This window comes from Streptomyces mabaensis (assembly GCF_053763515.1).
Genome location: NZ_JBSOPZ010000068.1, coordinates 1 through 15,571, shown reverse-complemented (window position 1 = coordinate 15,571; position 15,571 = coordinate 1). Strand labels below are relative to the sequence as shown.

Annotated in this window: 16 protein-coding genes and 1 tRNA gene; 3 read left to right on the top strand and 14 right to left on the bottom strand. The window is 69.7% G+C overall.

The window, feature by feature from the left end; translation table 11 throughout:
• The coding region (locus ACWV17_RS33350) for an IS110 family transposase (RefSeq protein ID WP_455362605.1) at positions 1-631 on the bottom strand (631 nt) is incomplete at its 3' end.
• 587 nt (positions 632-1,218) lie between these two features.
• On the opposite strand from ACWV17_RS33350, the gene ACWV17_RS33345 reads away from it, so the two are divergent.
• Positions 1,219-3,477, top strand: a complete 2,259-nt coding sequence (locus ACWV17_RS33345) for a transglycosylase domain-containing protein (RefSeq protein ID WP_455362604.1) — start codon at positions 1,219-1,221, stop codon at positions 3,475-3,477.
• 222 nt (positions 3,478-3,699) lie between these two features.
• On the opposite strand, the gene ACWV17_RS33340 is transcribed toward ACWV17_RS33345, so the two are convergent.
• The gene (locus tag ACWV17_RS33340) at positions 3,700-4,164 is read right to left on the bottom strand and encodes a GatB/YqeY domain-containing protein (protein ID WP_455362603.1); all 465 of its coding nucleotides are present in this window, start codon (positions 4,162-4,164) and stop codon (positions 3,700-3,702) included.
• Between the two features lie 122 nt (positions 4,165-4,286).
• Between ACWV17_RS33340 and ACWV17_RS33335 the strand changes: the two genes are divergently transcribed.
• Together ACWV17_RS33335 and ACWV17_RS33330 are read left to right on the top strand one after the other, a co-directional pair.
• A complete protein-coding gene (locus ACWV17_RS33335; RefSeq protein WP_455353778.1) occupies positions 4,287-5,228 on the top strand; it encodes a metallophosphoesterase in 942 nt (313 codons plus the stop codon).
• A 134-nt stretch (positions 5,229-5,362) separates the two neighbouring features.
• Positions 5,363-5,436 (top strand) — tRNA-Pro (locus tag ACWV17_RS33330).
• A gap of 83 nt (positions 5,437-5,519) precedes the next feature.
• Here the strand turns inward: ACWV17_RS33330 and ACWV17_RS33325 are convergent.
• From ACWV17_RS33325 to ACWV17_RS33270, 12 genes are all read right to left on the bottom strand, one after another.
• Positions 5,520-6,698 carry a site-specific integrase gene (locus tag ACWV17_RS33325; RefSeq protein ID WP_455362602.1) on the bottom strand — a complete coding sequence of 393 codons (1,179 nt, stop codon included), beginning with the start codon at positions 6,696-6,698 and terminating at the stop codon, positions 5,520-5,522.
• A 72-nt stretch (positions 6,699-6,770) separates the two neighbouring features.
• Complete coding sequence (locus ACWV17_RS33320; RefSeq protein WP_455362601.1) at positions 6,771-6,986, bottom strand: helix-turn-helix domain-containing protein; 216 nt, start codon at positions 6,984-6,986, stop codon at positions 6,771-6,773.
• Between the two features lie 143 nt (positions 6,987-7,129).
• On the bottom strand, positions 7,130-8,386 hold the full coding sequence (locus ACWV17_RS33315; RefSeq protein ID WP_455362600.1) for a DUF3631 domain-containing protein: 1,257 nt from the start codon (positions 8,384-8,386) through the stop codon (positions 7,130-7,132).
• Positions 8,387-8,570: 184 nt separating this feature from the next.
• Positions 8,571-9,473, bottom strand: coding sequence for a bifunctional DNA primase/polymerase (locus tag ACWV17_RS33310; RefSeq protein ID WP_455362599.1), 903 nt, complete (start codon positions 9,471-9,473; stop codon positions 8,571-8,573).
• Positions 9,474-9,557: 84 nt separating this feature from the next.
• Positions 9,558-9,692 (bottom strand): hypothetical protein, encoded by a 135-nt coding sequence (locus tag ACWV17_RS33305; RefSeq protein ID WP_455362598.1) that lies wholly within the window; start codon positions 9,690-9,692, stop codon positions 9,558-9,560.
• A 3-nt stretch (positions 9,693-9,695) separates the two neighbouring features.
• The gene (locus ACWV17_RS33300; protein ID WP_455362597.1) at positions 9,696-10,295 is read right to left on the bottom strand and encodes a hypothetical protein; all 600 of its coding nucleotides are present in this window, start codon (positions 10,293-10,295) and stop codon (positions 9,696-9,698) included.
• A 10-nt stretch (positions 10,296-10,305) separates the two neighbouring features.
• Positions 10,306-10,494, bottom strand: coding sequence for a hypothetical protein (locus ACWV17_RS33295; protein ID WP_455362596.1), 189 nt, complete (start codon positions 10,492-10,494; stop codon positions 10,306-10,308).
• A gap of 165 nt (positions 10,495-10,659) precedes the next feature.
• On the bottom strand, positions 10,660-10,911 hold the full coding sequence (locus ACWV17_RS33290; RefSeq protein ID WP_455362595.1) for a hypothetical protein: 252 nt from the start codon (positions 10,909-10,911) through the stop codon (positions 10,660-10,662).
• Positions 10,912-11,052: 141 nt separating this feature from the next.
• Complete coding sequence (locus ACWV17_RS33285) at positions 11,053-13,302, bottom strand: cell division protein FtsK (RefSeq protein WP_455362594.1); 2,250 nt, start codon at positions 13,300-13,302, stop codon at positions 11,053-11,055.
• 73 nt (positions 13,303-13,375) lie between these two features.
• A complete protein-coding gene (locus ACWV17_RS33280; RefSeq protein WP_455362593.1) occupies positions 13,376-13,762 on the bottom strand; it encodes an RRQRL motif-containing zinc-binding protein in 387 nt (128 codons plus the stop codon).
• Positions 13,762-14,754, bottom strand: a complete 993-nt coding sequence (locus ACWV17_RS33275) for a DUF2637 domain-containing protein (protein WP_455362592.1) — start codon at positions 14,752-14,754, stop codon at positions 13,762-13,764. Before ACWV17_RS33275 ends, ACWV17_RS33280 begins: the two co-directional genes overlap by 1 nt.
• Positions 14,751-15,068, bottom strand: coding sequence for a hypothetical protein (locus ACWV17_RS33270; RefSeq protein ID WP_455362591.1), 318 nt, complete (start codon positions 15,066-15,068; stop codon positions 14,751-14,753). The genes ACWV17_RS33275 and ACWV17_RS33270 overlap by 4 nt, the downstream gene beginning before the upstream one ends.
• Positions 15,069-15,571 lie beyond the last annotated feature (503 nt).

Below are 15,571 nucleotides of genomic sequence, written 5' to 3'. Positions count from 1 at the left end.
CGAGAGACCGAAGTGGCCTGACGTCTGGGGACGTTCGTCTGTACACAACTGGGGAGCTAAGGCCGTACGCCGACACCGTCTTGAGGAGTTCGCGGGCCTCGGGCCGACACAGGCCGTTGGTCCAGGCCCCGAAGGCGGCCAGGGCGGCGGGGTAGTACTCGCGGAGCAGGGAGCGGAGTTGGTTGGCGAGCTGCTGCCGGTTCCACAGAGAGTCTTGCTGTGCGCGGGCCAGGACGGCAATCGCGCGGCCGAGATCGCTGTCGTCAGGTAGGGGCCGGTGGGCGTGCATGTCGGTGCGGAGGATGTTGGCCAGGACCAGGGCGTCGCCGGGGTCGGACTTCTTGCGGGAGACGCTGTGCCGGTCGCGGTAGCGGGCGGCGGCCATCGGGTTGATCGCAAACACCTTGCGCTTGCCAGTCCGCAGCACCGCGACCAGTAGGCCGCGGGAGGTCTCGATCGCGATCGGGATCGGGTTGTCCGCGGTGTCGCCGTACTCGGCGAGCAGCTCCAGCAGGATCTTGTAGCCCGCCGCGTCGTCGGTGATGTGCCGCTTGGCGAGCAGCTGGCCGGTGTCGTCGACCAGGGCGACGTCGTGGGTTCGTTCCGCCCAGTCGATTCCGCAGTAGATCAAGGTTCCCCTCCCTAGAGTTCGGCGTTTGCGCTGGTCACGAGCACATGCGGGCCACGCAGCGACCTAATCCCAGGCCTCGACCGCATCGCGGTCGGGCCGCCACCTCACTAGCCGTTCGTGGCACCAGCGCATCCCACGGGCCTCGGTCTATGCGGGAGCTCGGGCGGCTCGGGCGTATCAAGAGGTCACCGTGCGATGGGCTCGCACCACCAACACAAACGCGTGATCAAGTCGATAGGTGTTGACGCGCGACGGCCCTGGACGCCGCCGATCTCTTAATAGGCATCGATGCCGGGTGAGTTTCAGGGCATCCGTCCAGCGCCGACGGGCGCCAACACCGCTCGTGGTGGCGGCCACGGAGACGCCGGACAGCGCATTGTCTAGCCAAAGGCCTCTCGGGCCGGGCGCGTACGAAACGTCCGCCCGGCGCCCACGTGACCGCCACCACCATTCGCACCAGACCGCGCACCGATCTACGTGAGGCCTCCACGGCCCGGCTGCCTTTGGATGTCACGGTCTGGTACTCGAACGCTCCGAGAAGCCCATGCTCCTACGGAACGCTCATAACTACGGATTAGGCTGCCTCCATGGCAAAGACGCGCTCGGGCGGGGGTCTCACCGGGACCCAGCAGGCCGCAAAGTTCCTCGGTGTCTCCGTGCTCTCCGGAGCGGTGCTGGCCGGAATCGCACTGCCGGCGGCCGGGGCGCTCGGCCTCGCGGCCAAGGGGACGGTCGAGGGGTTCGACGAAATCCCGGCCAACCTCAAGACACCGCCGCTGAGTCAGCGCACCACCATCCTCGACGCCGACGGCGGTCTGATCGCGACGGATTACTCGCGCGACCGTCAGGTCGTTGAGCTCAAGGACATCTCGCCGTACATGCAGAAGGCGATCGTCGCGATCGAGGACGCGCGCTTCTACGAGCACGGGGCGATCGACCTCAAGGGCATCCTGCGCGCGCTCAACCGCAATGCCCAGTCGGGTGTCGCTGCACAGGGCGCCTCCACACTCACTCAGCAGTACGTCAAGAACGTCTTCGTCGAGGAGGCGGGTGACGACCCGACCAAGGTCGCGGAAGCACAGCAGAAGAGCCTCGGCCGCAAGATCCGCGAGCTCAAGTACGCGATCCAGGTCGAGGAAGAACTCGGCAAGAAGAAGATCCTCGAGAACTACCTCAACATCACCTTCTTCGGGCAGCAGGCGTACGGAATCCAGTCCGCCGCGCAGCGCTACTTCAGCAAGCCCGCCAAGGACCTGAAGCTGGAGGAGGCCGCACTGCTGGCCGGCATCGTCCAGTCGCCGAGCCGCTACGACCCGGTCAACGACACCGAAGAGGCCACGAAGCGGCGCAACATCGTGCTGCAGCGCATGGCCGAAACCGGCGACATCTCGCAGGGCGAGGCCGACCAGGCGAAGGAAACCCCGATCAGGCTCAAGGTGAGCAAGCCCAAGGTCGGCTGCATCACCGCGGTCGACGGGGCCGGGTTCTTCTGCGACTACGTGCGCGAGGTCTTCCTCAACGACTCCGTCTTCGGCAAGACGAGGGAGGAGCGGGCGAAGATCTGGAACAAGGGCGGCCTGACGGTCCGTACGACGCTCGACCCGCAGGCGCAGAAGTCGGTCCAGGCGTCGCTGAAGGACCACGTCAACCAGAAGGACAAGGTCGCCGCGGCGGTGACGCTGGTCGAGCCGGGCACGGGCCGGATTCTCGGGATGGGCCAGTCCAAGCCGTACGGCTTCGGACCCCATGAGACCCAGATCAACTACTCCGTCAACAAGCGGGTGGGCGGCTCGAACTACGGCTTCCCGACCGGTTCGACCTTCAAGCCCTTCCTGGCCGCGGCGGCCGTCGAGGGCGGCATGGCGCCGACGCAGAGCTACCCGGCGCCGTACAAGATGCGGTATCCGAGCTCGGTCCAGACGTGCAGCGGCAGGCCATGGGTCAACGACGGCAACTTCACCGTCGAGAACGAGAACGAGTCCGAGGTCGGGCCGTACGCCATGAAGGAGGCGACGGCCAAGTCCGTCAACACCTACTTCGTGCAGATGCTCGAGGACACCGGCATGTGCCCGGTGATCGAGATGACCGACAGGCTGGGCGTGGTCCAGGGCGACGGCAGCAAGCTGCCCGAGGTGCCCTCCTCGCTCTCGCTCGGCTCGACGGGCATCTCGCCGCTGACGATGGCCAACGCGTACGCGGCCTTCGCCAACCGCGGGATGTACTGCACGCCGATCGCCATCCAGTCGATCACGACGGCGACCGGCAAGAGCCTCGCAGTCCCGAAGTCCAACTGCTCCCGTGCCATGTCGGAGCAGACCGCCGACATCGTCAACACCCTGCTGCGGGGTGTGGTCGACTCCGGTACCGGTGAGCAGGCCGGCCTGGGCAGCCGGGACAGCGCGGGCAAGACGGGTACGACGGACGAGCGCAAGAACGCCTGGTTCGTCGGCTACACCCCGAACATGTCGGGAGCGGTCTGGGTCGGCAGCGCCAGCCAGCAGGTGAAGATGGAGAACATCACCATCGGCGGCCGGTACCACGGCAAGGTCTTCGGCGGTCAGGTCCCCGGACCGATCTGGAAGGACGCGGTGACGGGTGCGCTGGACGGCAAGCCCGCGCCGTCCTTCAACACCGTGTCCATCCCCGATGCGGAGAGGGACGAGGACCGCGACAGGCGGCGGGACAGGCGGGACGACGAGCGGGACGATCGGGAGGACGACAAGCCGGGCAGGCCGGGCCGCGACAGCGGTGGCCAGAACCCCTGGCCGGGGATCTCCTTCCCGCCGGACCTGCTGGGTGGCGGCCAGAACCGCGGCCAGGGCAACGGCGGAGGCAACGGCCGATAGGCCGAGCCGTACGTACGTACGTACGGAAGGGGGGCCCGCCCGGCACGCGCCGGGCGGGCCCCGCTTCCGTACGCGCTTGCCGGGACCGAGAGCTACGAGCTTCGGGGACCCGCCGGCCCGTCCCGTGCCCCCCGGGCTGGCTGGGGGCCGGGCTCAGCCGGACGGCGGCCGCGGGCCGGGGGGCGGACTCAGCCAGACGGCGGCCGCGGGCCGGGGGCGGGCTCAGCCTGCGAGGAGCTTCTTCACCGCCGCGGCCACCCGGCCGCCCTCCGCCAGGCCTGCCACCTTCGGGTTCACGATCTTCATAACCGCCCCCATCGCGCGCGGCCCCTCCGCACCCGCCGCCTTCGCCTCCTCGACGGCCTGCGTGACGATCGCGGCCAGCTCGTCGTCCGACAACTGCTTCGGCAGGTACTCGGCGAGGATCACGCCCTCCGCCTTCTCCCGCTCGGCCTGCTCCGCACGGCCGCCCTGGGCGAAGGCCTCGGCCGCCTCGCGACGCTTCTTCGCCTCGCGGGCGATCACCTTCTGCACCTCGTCGTCGGACAGCTCACGCGCCGACGTCCCCGCGACCTCCTCCTTGGTGATCGCGGAGAGGGTCAGCCGGAGCGTCGCGGAGCGCAGCTCGTCGCGGGCCCTGATCGACGCGGTGAGGTCTTCCTGCAGCTTGGACTTGAGCGTGGTCATGGGCCCAGTGTGGCAGGTGGCGACGGACGCACGCCTGTCAGTTTCGCCGGGCTCCGCAAGGGTTTCCGACCGGTTCCTCCGGGGCGCGGACCGCGCGGACAGCCGTCTGCGACGATGGACGCATGCGCGCACGCTACGGACTCCCCCTGACAATCACCGCAGGAATCACGGCAGTCGGCGCGGCAGGCCTCGCCTACGCCGCCGGCTTCGAGGCCCGGTCCTTCAGGCTCAGGCGCATCACCCTCCCGGTGCTGCCGCAGGGCATGCGGCCGCTGCGCGTCCTCCAGGTCTCCGACATCCACATGGTCAGCGGGCAGCACAAGAAGCGGCGCTGGCTGCAGTCGCTGGCCGGCCTGCGCCCGGACTTCGTCGTCAACACCGGCGACAACCTCTCCGACCCGGAGGGCGTGCCGGAGGTGCTGGACGCGCTGGGGCCGCTGATGGAGTTCCCCGGTGTGTACGTCTTCGGCTCCAACGACTACTACGGCCCCAAGCTGCGCAACCCTGCCCGCTACCTCATCGAGAAGGCCCAGGGCCGCCACGGTCTGAACGGCAACGCCCCCGCCGTCGGCGTCGTGCACAACCCGTGGGAGGAGCTGCGCGACGCCTTCGACGCCGCGGGCTGGCTCGGCCTCAGCAACACCCGCGGCACCCTCAAGATCGACGGGTACGAGATCGCGTTCACCGGCCTCGACGACCCCCACATCAAGCGGGACCGGTACGACCGGGTCGCCGGCGGTCCGGAGCGCGGGGCCGACCTGTCCATCGCCGTGGTCCACGCGCCGTATCTGCGCACGCTCGACGCGTTCACCGCGGACGGCTACCCGCTGATCCTGGCGGGCCACACCCACGGCGGACAGCTGTGCATCCCCTTCTACGGGGCGCTCGTCACCAACTGCGACCTCGACACGGACCGGGTCAAGGGCCTCTCCGCCCACCAGGCCGGCGGCAACCGCGCGTACCTCCACGTCTCCGCGGGCTGCGGCACCAACCGCTACACCCCCGTCCGCTTCGCCTGCCCACCGGAGGCGACCCTGCTCACGCTGACGGCCCCCGACCGGTAATCCCCGCGCCGGCCCCGGCGCGGCGGGCGGCTGGACCGGGATCCGCGCGGCCCTGGGGTCCCGCGAAAACCGGATTTCGTCTCCGGCCACCGGTCCGCTAAAGTAATCGATGTCGCCGCGACGAGCGGGACAATCGGGGTGTAGCGCAGCTTGGCAGCGCGCTTCGTTCGGGACGAAGAGGTCGTGGGTTCAAATCCCGCCACCCCGACACTGGTCAGAGGCCCATTCGCTTGATCGCGAATGGGCCTTCTGCGTGTCCAGGGGGCCAAACAGGGGGCCAAGCGAAATTGATCAAGCCCCGCGCGGGACTCCCTCATGATCACTGGCGAAGATCTCATCCATCGCTTCGGCCCCCTCCGTGATCACGGGGCGGAGCTGCTTGCGGTAGACAGCCTCCGTGGTGGCCTGGCTGCTGTGGCCGACCAAGAGCGCGATCCTCTCCAGCGGGATGCCGTGATCGGAGAGCAGGGACACGAAGCTGTGGCGGAGCTCCCGCGGTGTCCACTCCGGCTCCAGCCCCGCCTTCTTTACGATCGCCCGGAAGTCGCGCCGGACGTTCGCCGCGTCCAGCGGTTCCCCGCTCCGGGTAGTGAACACACGGCCGACCGGGCTCCACTCCCTCCCCTGCGAGGTGCGTTCCTGCTTCTGCCACCTCAGGTGCGCTTCGAGTACGTCGACCACCTGCTTCGGCAGGGCGATGGTCCGGCGACTCTTCCTGGTCTTGGTGTCGCCGTGCCTGCGCACCGAGCGCCACACCGCGACGTGGGGCGGGATGCCGTCCTGGATCGACAGGCAGACGTGGTCCCACGTGAGGGGCCGTGCCTCCTCCGTGCGGACGCCGCTCAGTAGCGAGAGCACGAGGTAGGCGTAGAGCCGCGAACCGCGCGCTGCGGCCAGCACAGACTTCGCCTGCTCCAGGTTCAGGGCCTTGCTCGGTCGGCCCGGTCGCCCTTCCGGCGCTGTCACGAGAACGGCCACGTTGCGCACCGCTTTGTCCCGGCGCTGAGCGTGGGCGATGGATCGGCGAAGCACTGCGAGCAGGTCGCGAAGGCTGCGGGTCGCGAGCACCTCGGCCCGGTCGTCCAGCCAGTCGTCGACGTCATCGGCGCTGAGATCCCTCAGCTTGGCTTTGCCGATGAAGGGGATGAGGTGCTTGTCCGCCAACGTGCGATTCTTGCTGACGGTCTTCTCGTCCCGGCCCTTCAAACCGCGCTCCAGCCAGTCATTCACGGCGTCAGCCACGGTGTAGTTGGCCGGCGACTTGACCCCGGTCTGCACTTCCTTCTTCAAGTCGCGGATCTTTGCGCGCACCTCGGTCTTCGTCTTGCCGTACACCTTGGGCCGACGACGCTTACCGTTCGGGGCGTACCCAAGAGATACGGCACCCACGTAGCGGTTCTTCGCCGCGTCCCAATAGATCGTGTCTTCGCCGTGTCCCGCTCTGCGAGCGCGATTCGGGGTCTCGGTCATGCTGTTCGTGCCTCTCCAAACGGCGGGGCCGCGCCCTGGAGGGCGCGGCCCGTTGCGGTGGGTGTGGGTAGGTCAGGCGGCGGTTTCGGCTTCGCGCTTGAGGAGTTCGACGTACTTGTCGATGTACTCGGTCGGGACGAGGCGCCGGCGGCCGATGCGAACGGTCTGAAGTCGTCCGAGGCGGATCTCTTCGTAGGCGAGGGAGCGCTTCACCCCGAGCAGTTCGGCGGCGGCTTCGACTCGATGGAGGCGGCGCTGAGGTGTCGAGGTGGCAGGGGCCGTTGCCATGTGGCGTTCTCTCCTTCGTGACACGGCAGGGCGGGGGCTCTGCCCCCTTCTCCCGGGTCCGCTACATCCGCTACATCCGCTACACCGCAGGTCAGGGGCCTGTTTTGTGTAGCGGATGCGCGGGATGTAGCGGATTGGTGCCGCTACAGGGCGGCGGCTGCGTGCTTGGGCGTAGCGGCTTCTGCCGGGGTGTAGCGGATGCCGGGAAGCTCTTCCGCTACGGACTCACCCCCGCTGACCTGGCCTGTAGCGGATGTAGCGGATGTAGCGGACTTTCCGGGGGGTGGGGGGCAGTAGCGGGCCCAGGCGTCAGCGAGGTCTTCGGCGTAGTAGCCGCGCGGGATGGCGCCGGCCGCGGTGCGGATCGGCCGCGGCTTGATGGGCTTGTTGGCCCCGGTGACGTAGAGGCTGAGCATCCGGGCCAGCCCTCGCGGGGTCAGCGGTTTGCCTCCCATGTCGACCCACGGGGCGTCATCCATGGCGTTGAGGCATTCGAGGATCGCCGCGGTCGGCATGCGGTCGACTCCGCAGAACACGGCGTCGCGCAGGTCGGTGAGCAGCCGGATGCCGAGGGATGCTTCGTCGTCCTCCGTGGCGGCGGCGACCAGCTCCACACAGGCAGCGCGGGCACGAGCAGGCCAGGCTCCCCCGGCCGCGTCGGCGACCGCGAGCAGCGGCTCCCAGACGTCGGCCGGCCGGTCCGTGATGCCCTCGGGCATGGCGGGCCACGAGCCCTCAACCACGCTGCGAACGGTGTCGGCCCAGCTGGCGAGCAGGTCGCGCAGCTTGTGGCCTTCCTTCTCGTGGATGCGCTGGCGGAACGGCTCCACCCGCTCATTCCTCGCGCGGCGCCGCATGCGGATGATGACCGAGCGGGTCAGGATCGTGTCTGGCAGCGAGCCGAGCCCGGCCATGGCCACGGCGCAGTAGGACGGGAAGGGCTGCACTGTCTGGTTGGAGCCGTCGCCCACGCACCGGTAGGTGACCCCGGAGCGTCGGTGTCCGGCGTTGAGGAAGCCGCGCAGCTCTTCGTTGTCTCCGGCCTTGGGGCCGAACACGGTGTCGATCTCGTCAAAGAGGATCGTCGGCCGACCGTCGGTGCCGGACACCGCTCGGAACAGCGCGGCGGCGGATGCGTTGACCGCGACCATGGGGTGCGGCACGAGGGTTTCCACGATCTCCAGCGCACGGGACTTGCCGCTGCCGGGCTCGGGCGACAGGAACGCCATGCGCGGGGTGGAGTCGAAGCAGTCGAGCAGGTGGGCGTGTGCGTCCCACAGGGCGACGGCGACGTAGGCGGCTTGGGTGGGGAAGACGTTGAAGCGTCGATGGAACGCTTCCACCTCGTCCAGCAGCGCGGCACCGTCGATGGCGGGCGCGTTCGTCTCGGGACTAATCACGCGGCGTTCCTCCTTCCGGCCGCCGGGGCAGCACGGTGCGGGTCAGAGCGAACAGCAGAAAGGACGCCCTGACGGGCGACGACCTTCGGCGCACCACGCCCGGGTGCGGGGGCGGCCGGTTCGGCGGCTGCCGTGTCGGTGGGGCGGCCGGTGAGGCTTTTCAGGGGGGCGTTGGGCGGGGTGGTCATGCCGTCTCCCGCGGTCGAGCGGTGCGGATGGACCAGTTCAGGGCGCTGCGGATGGTGGCGCGGCACTCGTGTGACTTGAGGCCGGCCGCTTCGCCAGCCCCCTGAAAAGCCTCCTCAACCTCATGCCGGGGAAGGTCGCCCCACGCGACGAAGCGACCCACGGCGCGGGCGCTTGCGAGGAGCTGGGTGTTGCGCCCGCCTTCCTGCGCGGCGGCCACTGCTGCTGTCTCGCGCTCGAACACGGCGTCAGCGAGCCGGTTGCCGTAGCGCGGTACGGCGAGCCGTACCGGCTGCGCGGGGGCTGGAGCAGGCGTGAGGGCGTCGAGCAGCCATGCGGGCAGCGGCGCGACCGGAGCGTCGGTGGTCACCTCGTAGGCGCCCTGCGGGGTGATGCTGCCGGGGGCGACGACGTAGCCGCCCCACGCGCGGGTGTCGATGTTCGGCCCAAGCAGGTTCTGCGTGTTGTGCAGCCGGATGCCGTCCGGGGCGAGGAAGCACAGATGCTGTCCACCGCGGGCGGTCCGGATCGTGCGGGTGGTGGGGACGGGCCGCCCGGCGCGCTCGGAGAGCGCCTTGAAGGTCGTGACGCCGCTAGGCGTGTCCGAACTGCCCTTGTCTTTGGGCATGTCGAGGTCGACGACGACCAACCCGGCCGGACCGGTCGCGATACCGACATTGAACGGACGCTGCTCCCACGCCGTGCGGATGAGAGCTAGGTTCGTGGTGGCGCGCTGCTCCCACTTGTGGTGCCCGGCCATGCATACGCCGGTACGGGGGCAGGACGCTTCCCCGTGCAGCGCGGGCCGCTTGCCGCCGGGCCGCAGGGGGAAGACGGGCCAGCCGCGACCGGCGGCGGACTGTGCCGCGCACAGCAGCGCGGTAGTGAGGTCTGGTGCCATGCTGGGATTTCTCCTGTTTCTGCGAAGGGACGGAGAGCCGGGGCGGTCGCGGTCTTTGGAGAGAGGCGACCGCCCCGGGTGTAGTTAGGCGCAGGTGCAGTCGGGATGAGCGCTGGAACCGTCCGCGCCGCAGCCGCAGCAGTGCGCGTACGGGTAGGGCTCGGAGCCGTCCGAGGGGGCGCACAGCTCGCAGTCGAAGAACTCGTTGTCGTCGTCCATGAGTCAGTTCTCCTTGGCGATCTCGATGGCGGGCAGTCCGGCGCGGGTGAGTGCCGCGGGGTCGAAGCCGGGCAGGGTGGCGCGCTGGGTGAGGGCCTGTGCGAGGGCGGTGGCGTAGGCGGCGCCCTCGCGGGCCACCTCGATCTGCGTCCCGGCGCGCAGCGCTTCCACACGCTCTACGTGGGCGTGGTCCTCGCGGCGCTCGGTGGTGCGCCGCTCGTACGCGACGCTCTCGCGCCGGTCGGTGCGCCAGTAGCGGGCCGCCAGCCCGTACGCCACGGCGGTCGCCAGCGCCCACAGCAGCAGCGGCAGCGAGAGGCCGTCGGCGTATCCGGCGACGCCTGCGAGAGCGAGCCCGCCGGAAGCGGCGAATGCGGTTCCGGCGATGACGCTGTCACCGCGGCGGCCGGCCGACGCGAAGGCGCCGGCCGCCGCGGCTCCGGTGGCGAGCACGACCATCAAGGCGGCGTTGCCGACGGAGTGTTCGGCCCCGTTGGCGTTCCAGATCCGGCCGAGGATGAGCACCGTTGAGGTGGCGAGGGCCGGCGCTGCCTTGGGCAGGGCGAGGGCGAGCGTGCTGCGGGCGAGGATCGGTTCGTTCATCACGGGCTCCCTACAGGTCGGGGATGGCGCTGATGACGGCTGTGGTGAGTTCGTTGATGGGCCCGGACGCTCCGGTGGAGGCGAGGAAGAAGCCGAACATCACGGCGACGAACGCGGAGCCGTAGCCGAGGGTCTTGGAGCGCAGGAGGAAGAACAGGACGAGTCCGAAGAGCAGGACCAGGGAGACGGTGACGGCCATGCTGGAAACTCCTTTGACGGTGAGTTGGGGCGGCTGGCTAAGCTGCGGGGCACCCCTCGGGTGCTGGCAAGCTCAGGGGATTGGCCGACGGTTGCGCCCGCCTAGCTCCTGCTCGGAGCGGGGTACGTCTCATGACGGGCACCGTCGGCCGCGTCACGTCCGGGGTCAGCGGGTGCCTTGGCGGTAGGTGTGCGAGGCGCGGTTGTAGAGCCAGCGGCCGATGCGTATCCGTTTGCCGTGGCCCTTGCAGCGGCGGCAGGTCTTGCCGCGCTTGGGACGTCCCTTGCGGTCGGTGGTGGTGGCGAAGCCGAAGCCGTTGCACTTGCGGCACGTCCCGAACGGCGACGCGGCACACACAGACGCGTAACCGAGGGTGACGAACAGTAGGCAGGCGATAGCGAGCAGGGCAGGGGTCATGACGGGCCCTCCCAGGGCGGTTTCCAGGGCTGTCGCGGGTGGGCCGCTAACTGCTAGCGACCTGATCAGGTGCTATGTGGGCCGCTAGCGGGACCTCTAGCGCTAGGGGGTCAGCCCTCTAGCGCTAGAAGCCCCACGGAGTCAGCCCGCGTCCCGCTTCCTGTCACGCTCCGCAATCGCCGTAGCGATGTGGGCGCGCTCGAAGCCGGTCCGGTTGACGGTCTTGCCCTTGACCCGGCGGCCCACCTGCCCGGTGGCGATGCCATAGGGCTTGAGCGCTGTGGTGAGCTGGCGCGCCTTGTCGGCGGGCTCCATCTCCGCCCACCGCCCGTAGGTCTCCGGCCGCAGTTCGGCCAGGCGATCCACCGTGACGTCGTTCCACGGCTTCGCCTCACCGGCGGGGATGACCGCAAGGATGTCCTCCAGCAGCGTGTCCGCCGCGGCCCGGCGCTCTGGCTCGACGCCGGCGGCGAAGCCGGTCAGGGTGCCCGCCTCGATACGCGCCTTCCGCGCCCGGTCACAGATCCGGTCGGCGGTGGGCCCGTCGATGTAGTACGTGCGCACGATCTGCGGATCGTCCGCGGCACCGACCAGGTAGCCGATGCCCTTGTCGGACTTGGTGAACGACGTGGCCCGGATGCCGTTCTTGTAGGTCGACGTGCCGAGGATCATGTCGTTCTCGATCTGGCCCATCACCCGCAGGCAGAACCGCGTCCCCACGTTCGCGCTGATCGCCGGGGGCAGCGAGTCCTTGTCCGGCCGCTGCGTCGCAAGCAGCAGGATCACCCCGAGGGCGCGGCCGCGCTTGATGATGGCCGTGCACAGGGCGCCGGCCTCCTTGCCGTACGTCTCGTGCGAGAACAGCTCCTGGCACTCATCGATCGCGAGCACGAGCGGGTGCAGCCCGAGCGAGCGGCTGCCTGCCAGGGACGGGATGACCTTGTTCTCCGGGCACTTGTCCTTGGGCAGCGAGGCGATCACCTTCGCCCGCCGCTCAAGGTCCTTGTGCACGTACCGGATCGAGTCCAGCGCGGCGGCGCACGTGTCGTCGTCCGGGCCCGAACCGTAGTCGGCGGCAACCTTCTGCCCGAGCGCGTCCAGGTCACCAGTGCCCTTGAGCTCCCAGATCAGCAGTTCCGCGGTCGGGTCCAGAGCCGCGGCCAGCAGCGGCGTGCGCAGCGAGAACGTCTTGCCCATGCCCGGCATCGCCCCGATCAGGACGTTGTCGTACATCAGCGTGATGTCGACGTTCCGGCCTCGCTGGTCTGTGCCGAACGGCAGCGGCTTGAACAGCGACGCCGACCCGCCCTTGACCAGCGGCCACGCGGGCGGCTTCACCTTGTTCAGCGCCTTGTCGCCGACCCACAGCATCATCCGGCCGGCGTGCTCATCTGCGACCGGTTCCGGCCACACGCACCCGAGCGGGCGGCGCAGGCCGGACGCAAGCTTCTCTCGCCGGTCCAGGATGTCCGGCACCGTCACCCCGTACGGCAGGTCGACGTCGGCGCGCCAGCCCGGGCCGTCGCGGGTGATCGGAGCAGGGAACTTGATGCCTTCCCCACCCTTCGCCAGCGCCTTGTTGATCTCGGCGATGCCGAGCGCACCGAGCGCGCGCTCCACAATGCCGGACGTCAGCCGCTCCACCTCGGTCGTCACCACCGCGCGGGAGATCACGGGCTTGTCCGCGGGTGCACCGAGGAAGCCGAGTCCGGCGGTGAGTACCGCGAGCGCGATGACCGTCAGCCACGTCGGGGCCAGTACGAAGAGCAGCAGCGCAAGGACCGGGCCGAGGATGAGCGACAGCACCATGAGGATGGCGCGCAGCTTCACCCGGTTGTCACGCTGCCGGGAAAGCTTGAGGTACTGCTCCACGTCCTCGCGCCGTGCGGCGACCTGCCGCAGCGGCTCGCCCTCTGCGTCGGCAACCCAGCGCATCGCACCGCTGACGAACTTCGCGGCCCCTGCCGGGGCTTGGAAGGCGAGGCGGACGCTGTACCAGGGCAGGCGCACCGCGTGATACGCCGTGGTGTGCCAGGCGTACCCGCCCAGCCAGCCCAGCGCATCCAGGAACTCCGGCTTCGAACGCGCCCACGGGGGGATGACCTCGCGCCGCTTGCCGCCGCGGACCTTGTCCATCAGGCCCGGACCGGTCGGCGCGGGGCCGTCGACCATCGCAGCCGACTCCGCATCGTCGGAGTCGGCCGACCGGTCGGGACCGGAACCGCCCGACCCCGCGGCCGCAGAGTCGGCCGACGGGCCGGGGGTCGGGTCGGCCGACTCGAAGCGCGCGGCCCGGGCCGACTCCAGGTCGACCACGTTCGCGTCGGAGTCGGCACTGATCTCGGCTTCGAGTCGGTTGAAGAATTCGTTCTCGTCATCGGGGTGTTTCACTGGTTGTCCTTCCAAGGGAGGGTGGGCCCGGCCGACGCTGTGAGAGGTGGGCGGTCGGGCCCGTAGAGGTGGGTCAGGCGGCGCGCTGTTCCTCGGGGTAGGCGCACGGGACGCACATGCCGAGCGAGGTCGGGATGACGTATCCGGCGTCCGTCCGGCAGGCCGGGCAGGTGCGTCGGGCACGCATCGCCTTGGCGAGCGCGGCCGACTTCCCCGGCGTCATCGGCCGGACCGGCTTGGCCCGATCGATCCGGTACAGGTAGGCGACCAGCACCCCGGCCTTGCGGCGGCGGGAGCGGCGCATCACCTGCGCCACGACCGGCTGACCGCCGGGCCGTAAGCCGCGGGCCCGAAGCTGTCGGCGGGTGGCGTAGCCGTCCGGGGCGAACCGCCACGGGAAGGTCGGTATCCCCCACGTGGCACCGCTCGGGTCGTAGCACTTACCGAATGCGGGGGACATCAGGCGGCCACCGCGTCCGGCTCGTCACCCTCGACCGGGTGAAGGCGCCGGCCGTCGGCTCGCTCGGTCAGCAGCGCGTCCCGCAGCACGCGGGAGTTGGCGGCCGAGCAGTGCAGCGTGGTGCGGATGGCTTCGGCGTTGATCGCGTCATCCGCCCATCCGGCCGTGGCCTCGCGGGCTTCGGCGAGCAGTTGTTCCGCAGTCCGCTGCCCCTTGCCCGCCGCAGCCTTGGCCTTGGTGGCGCGCTTGCGCGGCGGCTTCGGCGACTCGCTGACGGGGGAGGCGGTCGGCTGAGAGACCACAGGCGGGACGGGCTGCGGTTCCTCGCCCGCCGGGGTCAGTTCGCCAAGCTTGAGGAGCACCCGCTCCGGGCGCGGGGTCTGCGAACGCCACCGGCGCCCGTGCCGCTCCCGCAGTTCAGCGCGGGCGAGCTGCCGCTCCCGCTCCCGTCCGAGAGCATCGGAGTAGGAGGTGATCTCCCACAGCGTCATCCGGCGCCACAGGGCGAACGTCGACACCGGGGCGAGCAGCCAGCGGGAGCGGCGGATCTTCTCCATTCGGCGGCCGGTGACGGCGCCAATCCGGGAGGCATAGACGTGGGCGGCGACCTCGGAGAGGACTACCCACAGCAGGGGCATCGTGCCGTGCGCGAGCTTCGCGGATAGCGAATGCCCGGCCGCGACGTTCAGCCAACACGTCACCCCGGTCAGCGCCCACGGCACGAACCGCACCCAGCCCAGCGGCATGTCCGTGCGGATCAGCAAGAGAAACGCGGCGGTGAACACCGGGATGGCGATGTCGATGCCGACCGGCAGCATCCACGGGGAGGCGAAGCCCCAGCGAGCCGCTGCGGCGGACACCGCCTCGAACGAAGAGGCCAGGCCCAGACCGCCGACTCCGGCCGCGAGCACGGCGACCGCGCCCAACAGCCACGTCTCAGGCTTCGTCAGTGGCGGCGCCGCGCGCTGCGTTGTCTCTGCGGTCGTCGTCATGCCGCTTCTCCGGTTCCGGAGAAACCGCCGGCACCGCGAGCGGAGCGCAGGAACGGCACGGTGCGGGTCAGCGCGTCGGCGTACAGCGCGTCCCACGCGGCGACCTCGTCACCGCTCTCGCCCTGCGCGACCAGGTCGGCGATGACCTCGCGGGCCACCTCCAGTCGGGCCGCCCGCTCCTCAGGCGTCTCGTGCGTCAGCGGGCCGCGGAACAGGTCGATGTCGAGTCCGGCGGGCAGCTCGTCAAGGCCGAGCGCCAGCTCTGCGAACTCTGCGGCGTTCACGGCTTCGTGGCTTCCGATGTACGTACGCATGCGGAACTCTCCTGAATCGAAGGGACGGAGGAACCGGGGCGGTCGCGGTCTTTGGAGAGAGGTGACCGGCCTCGGAGTAGAGCCCTGTTATGTCCGGCTCCCCTCAGCCCCGCCCGTACGGCCCAGAGCCGGACGGGCGGGGGAGGCAACCGGCCGCAGCGCCCAGAGCGCTGCGGAAAGTCGGGGTTGCGCTGTTCATCACGCGGAAGACCGCGTGACCGCCTACTTGGCCGAGGAGAGGCGGCGTGATCCCCATTCAGTTGTCAAGGAACAGACGCTTCCTTCGGACCCGTCTCACGGGGCCCTCCAGGCGTTTGCACAGGTCAAGCAGATGCACAGCAGCTGAGCCCTTTCCGAACTCGGCTGGCACGTACCAGCATGTACTAGCACGTGACATCGCGCAAGAGGGCGAGGCGGGAGACACGTGCTAGGTGTTCTGTCCTGGGAGGTTGTGGACGGGTGAGCCAGGTCTCGGCTGAGGGATCTTGAACAGGTGAGGGCCT

Bases quoted from the DNA above. Each gene is read 5' to 3' on its own strand.
- ACWV17_RS33290 (WP_455362595.1), bottom strand. From the start codon at position 10,911: ATGACCCCTGCCCTGCTCGCTATCGCCTGCCTACTGTTCGTCACCCTC.
- ACWV17_RS33270 (WP_455362591.1), bottom strand. From the start codon at position 15,068: ATGCGTACGTACATCGGAAGCCACGAAGCCGTGAACGCCGCAGAGTTC.
- ACWV17_RS33335 (WP_455353778.1), top strand. From the start codon at position 4,287: ATGCGCGCACGCTACGGACTCCCCCTGACAATCACCGCAGGAATCACG.
- ACWV17_RS33305 (WP_455362598.1), bottom strand. From the start codon at position 9,692: ATGGACGACGACAACGAGTTCTTCGACTGCGAGCTGTGCGCCCCCTCG.
- ACWV17_RS33340 (WP_455362603.1), bottom strand. From the start codon at position 4,164: ATGACCACGCTCAAGTCCAAGCTGCAGGAAGACCTCACCGCGTCGATC.
- ACWV17_RS33345 (WP_455362604.1), top strand. From the start codon at position 1,219: ATGGCAAAGACGCGCTCGGGCGGGGGTCTCACCGGGACCCAGCAGGCC.
- ACWV17_RS33310 (WP_455362599.1), bottom strand. From the start codon at position 9,473: ATGGCACCAGACCTCACTACCGCGCTGCTGTGCGCGGCACAGTCCGCC.
- ACWV17_RS33320 (WP_455362601.1), bottom strand. From the start codon at position 6,986: ATGGCAACGGCCCCTGCCACCTCGACACCTCAGCGCCGCCTCCATCGA.
- ACWV17_RS33300 (WP_455362597.1), bottom strand. From the start codon at position 10,295: ATGAACGAACCGATCCTCGCCCGCAGCACGCTCGCCCTCGCCCTGCCC.
- ACWV17_RS33280 (WP_455362593.1), bottom strand. From the start codon at position 13,762: ATGTCCCCCGCATTCGGTAAGTGCTACGACCCGAGCGGTGCCACGTGG.
- ACWV17_RS33295 (WP_455362596.1), bottom strand. From the start codon at position 10,494: ATGGCCGTCACCGTCTCCCTGGTCCTGCTCTTCGGACTCGTCCTGTTC.
- ACWV17_RS33275 (WP_455362592.1), bottom strand. From the start codon at position 14,754: ATGACGACGACCGCAGAGACAACGCAGCGCGCGGCGCCGCCACTGACG.
- ACWV17_RS33325 (WP_455362602.1), bottom strand. From the start codon at position 6,698: ATGACCGAGACCCCGAATCGCGCTCGCAGAGCGGGACACGGCGAAGAC.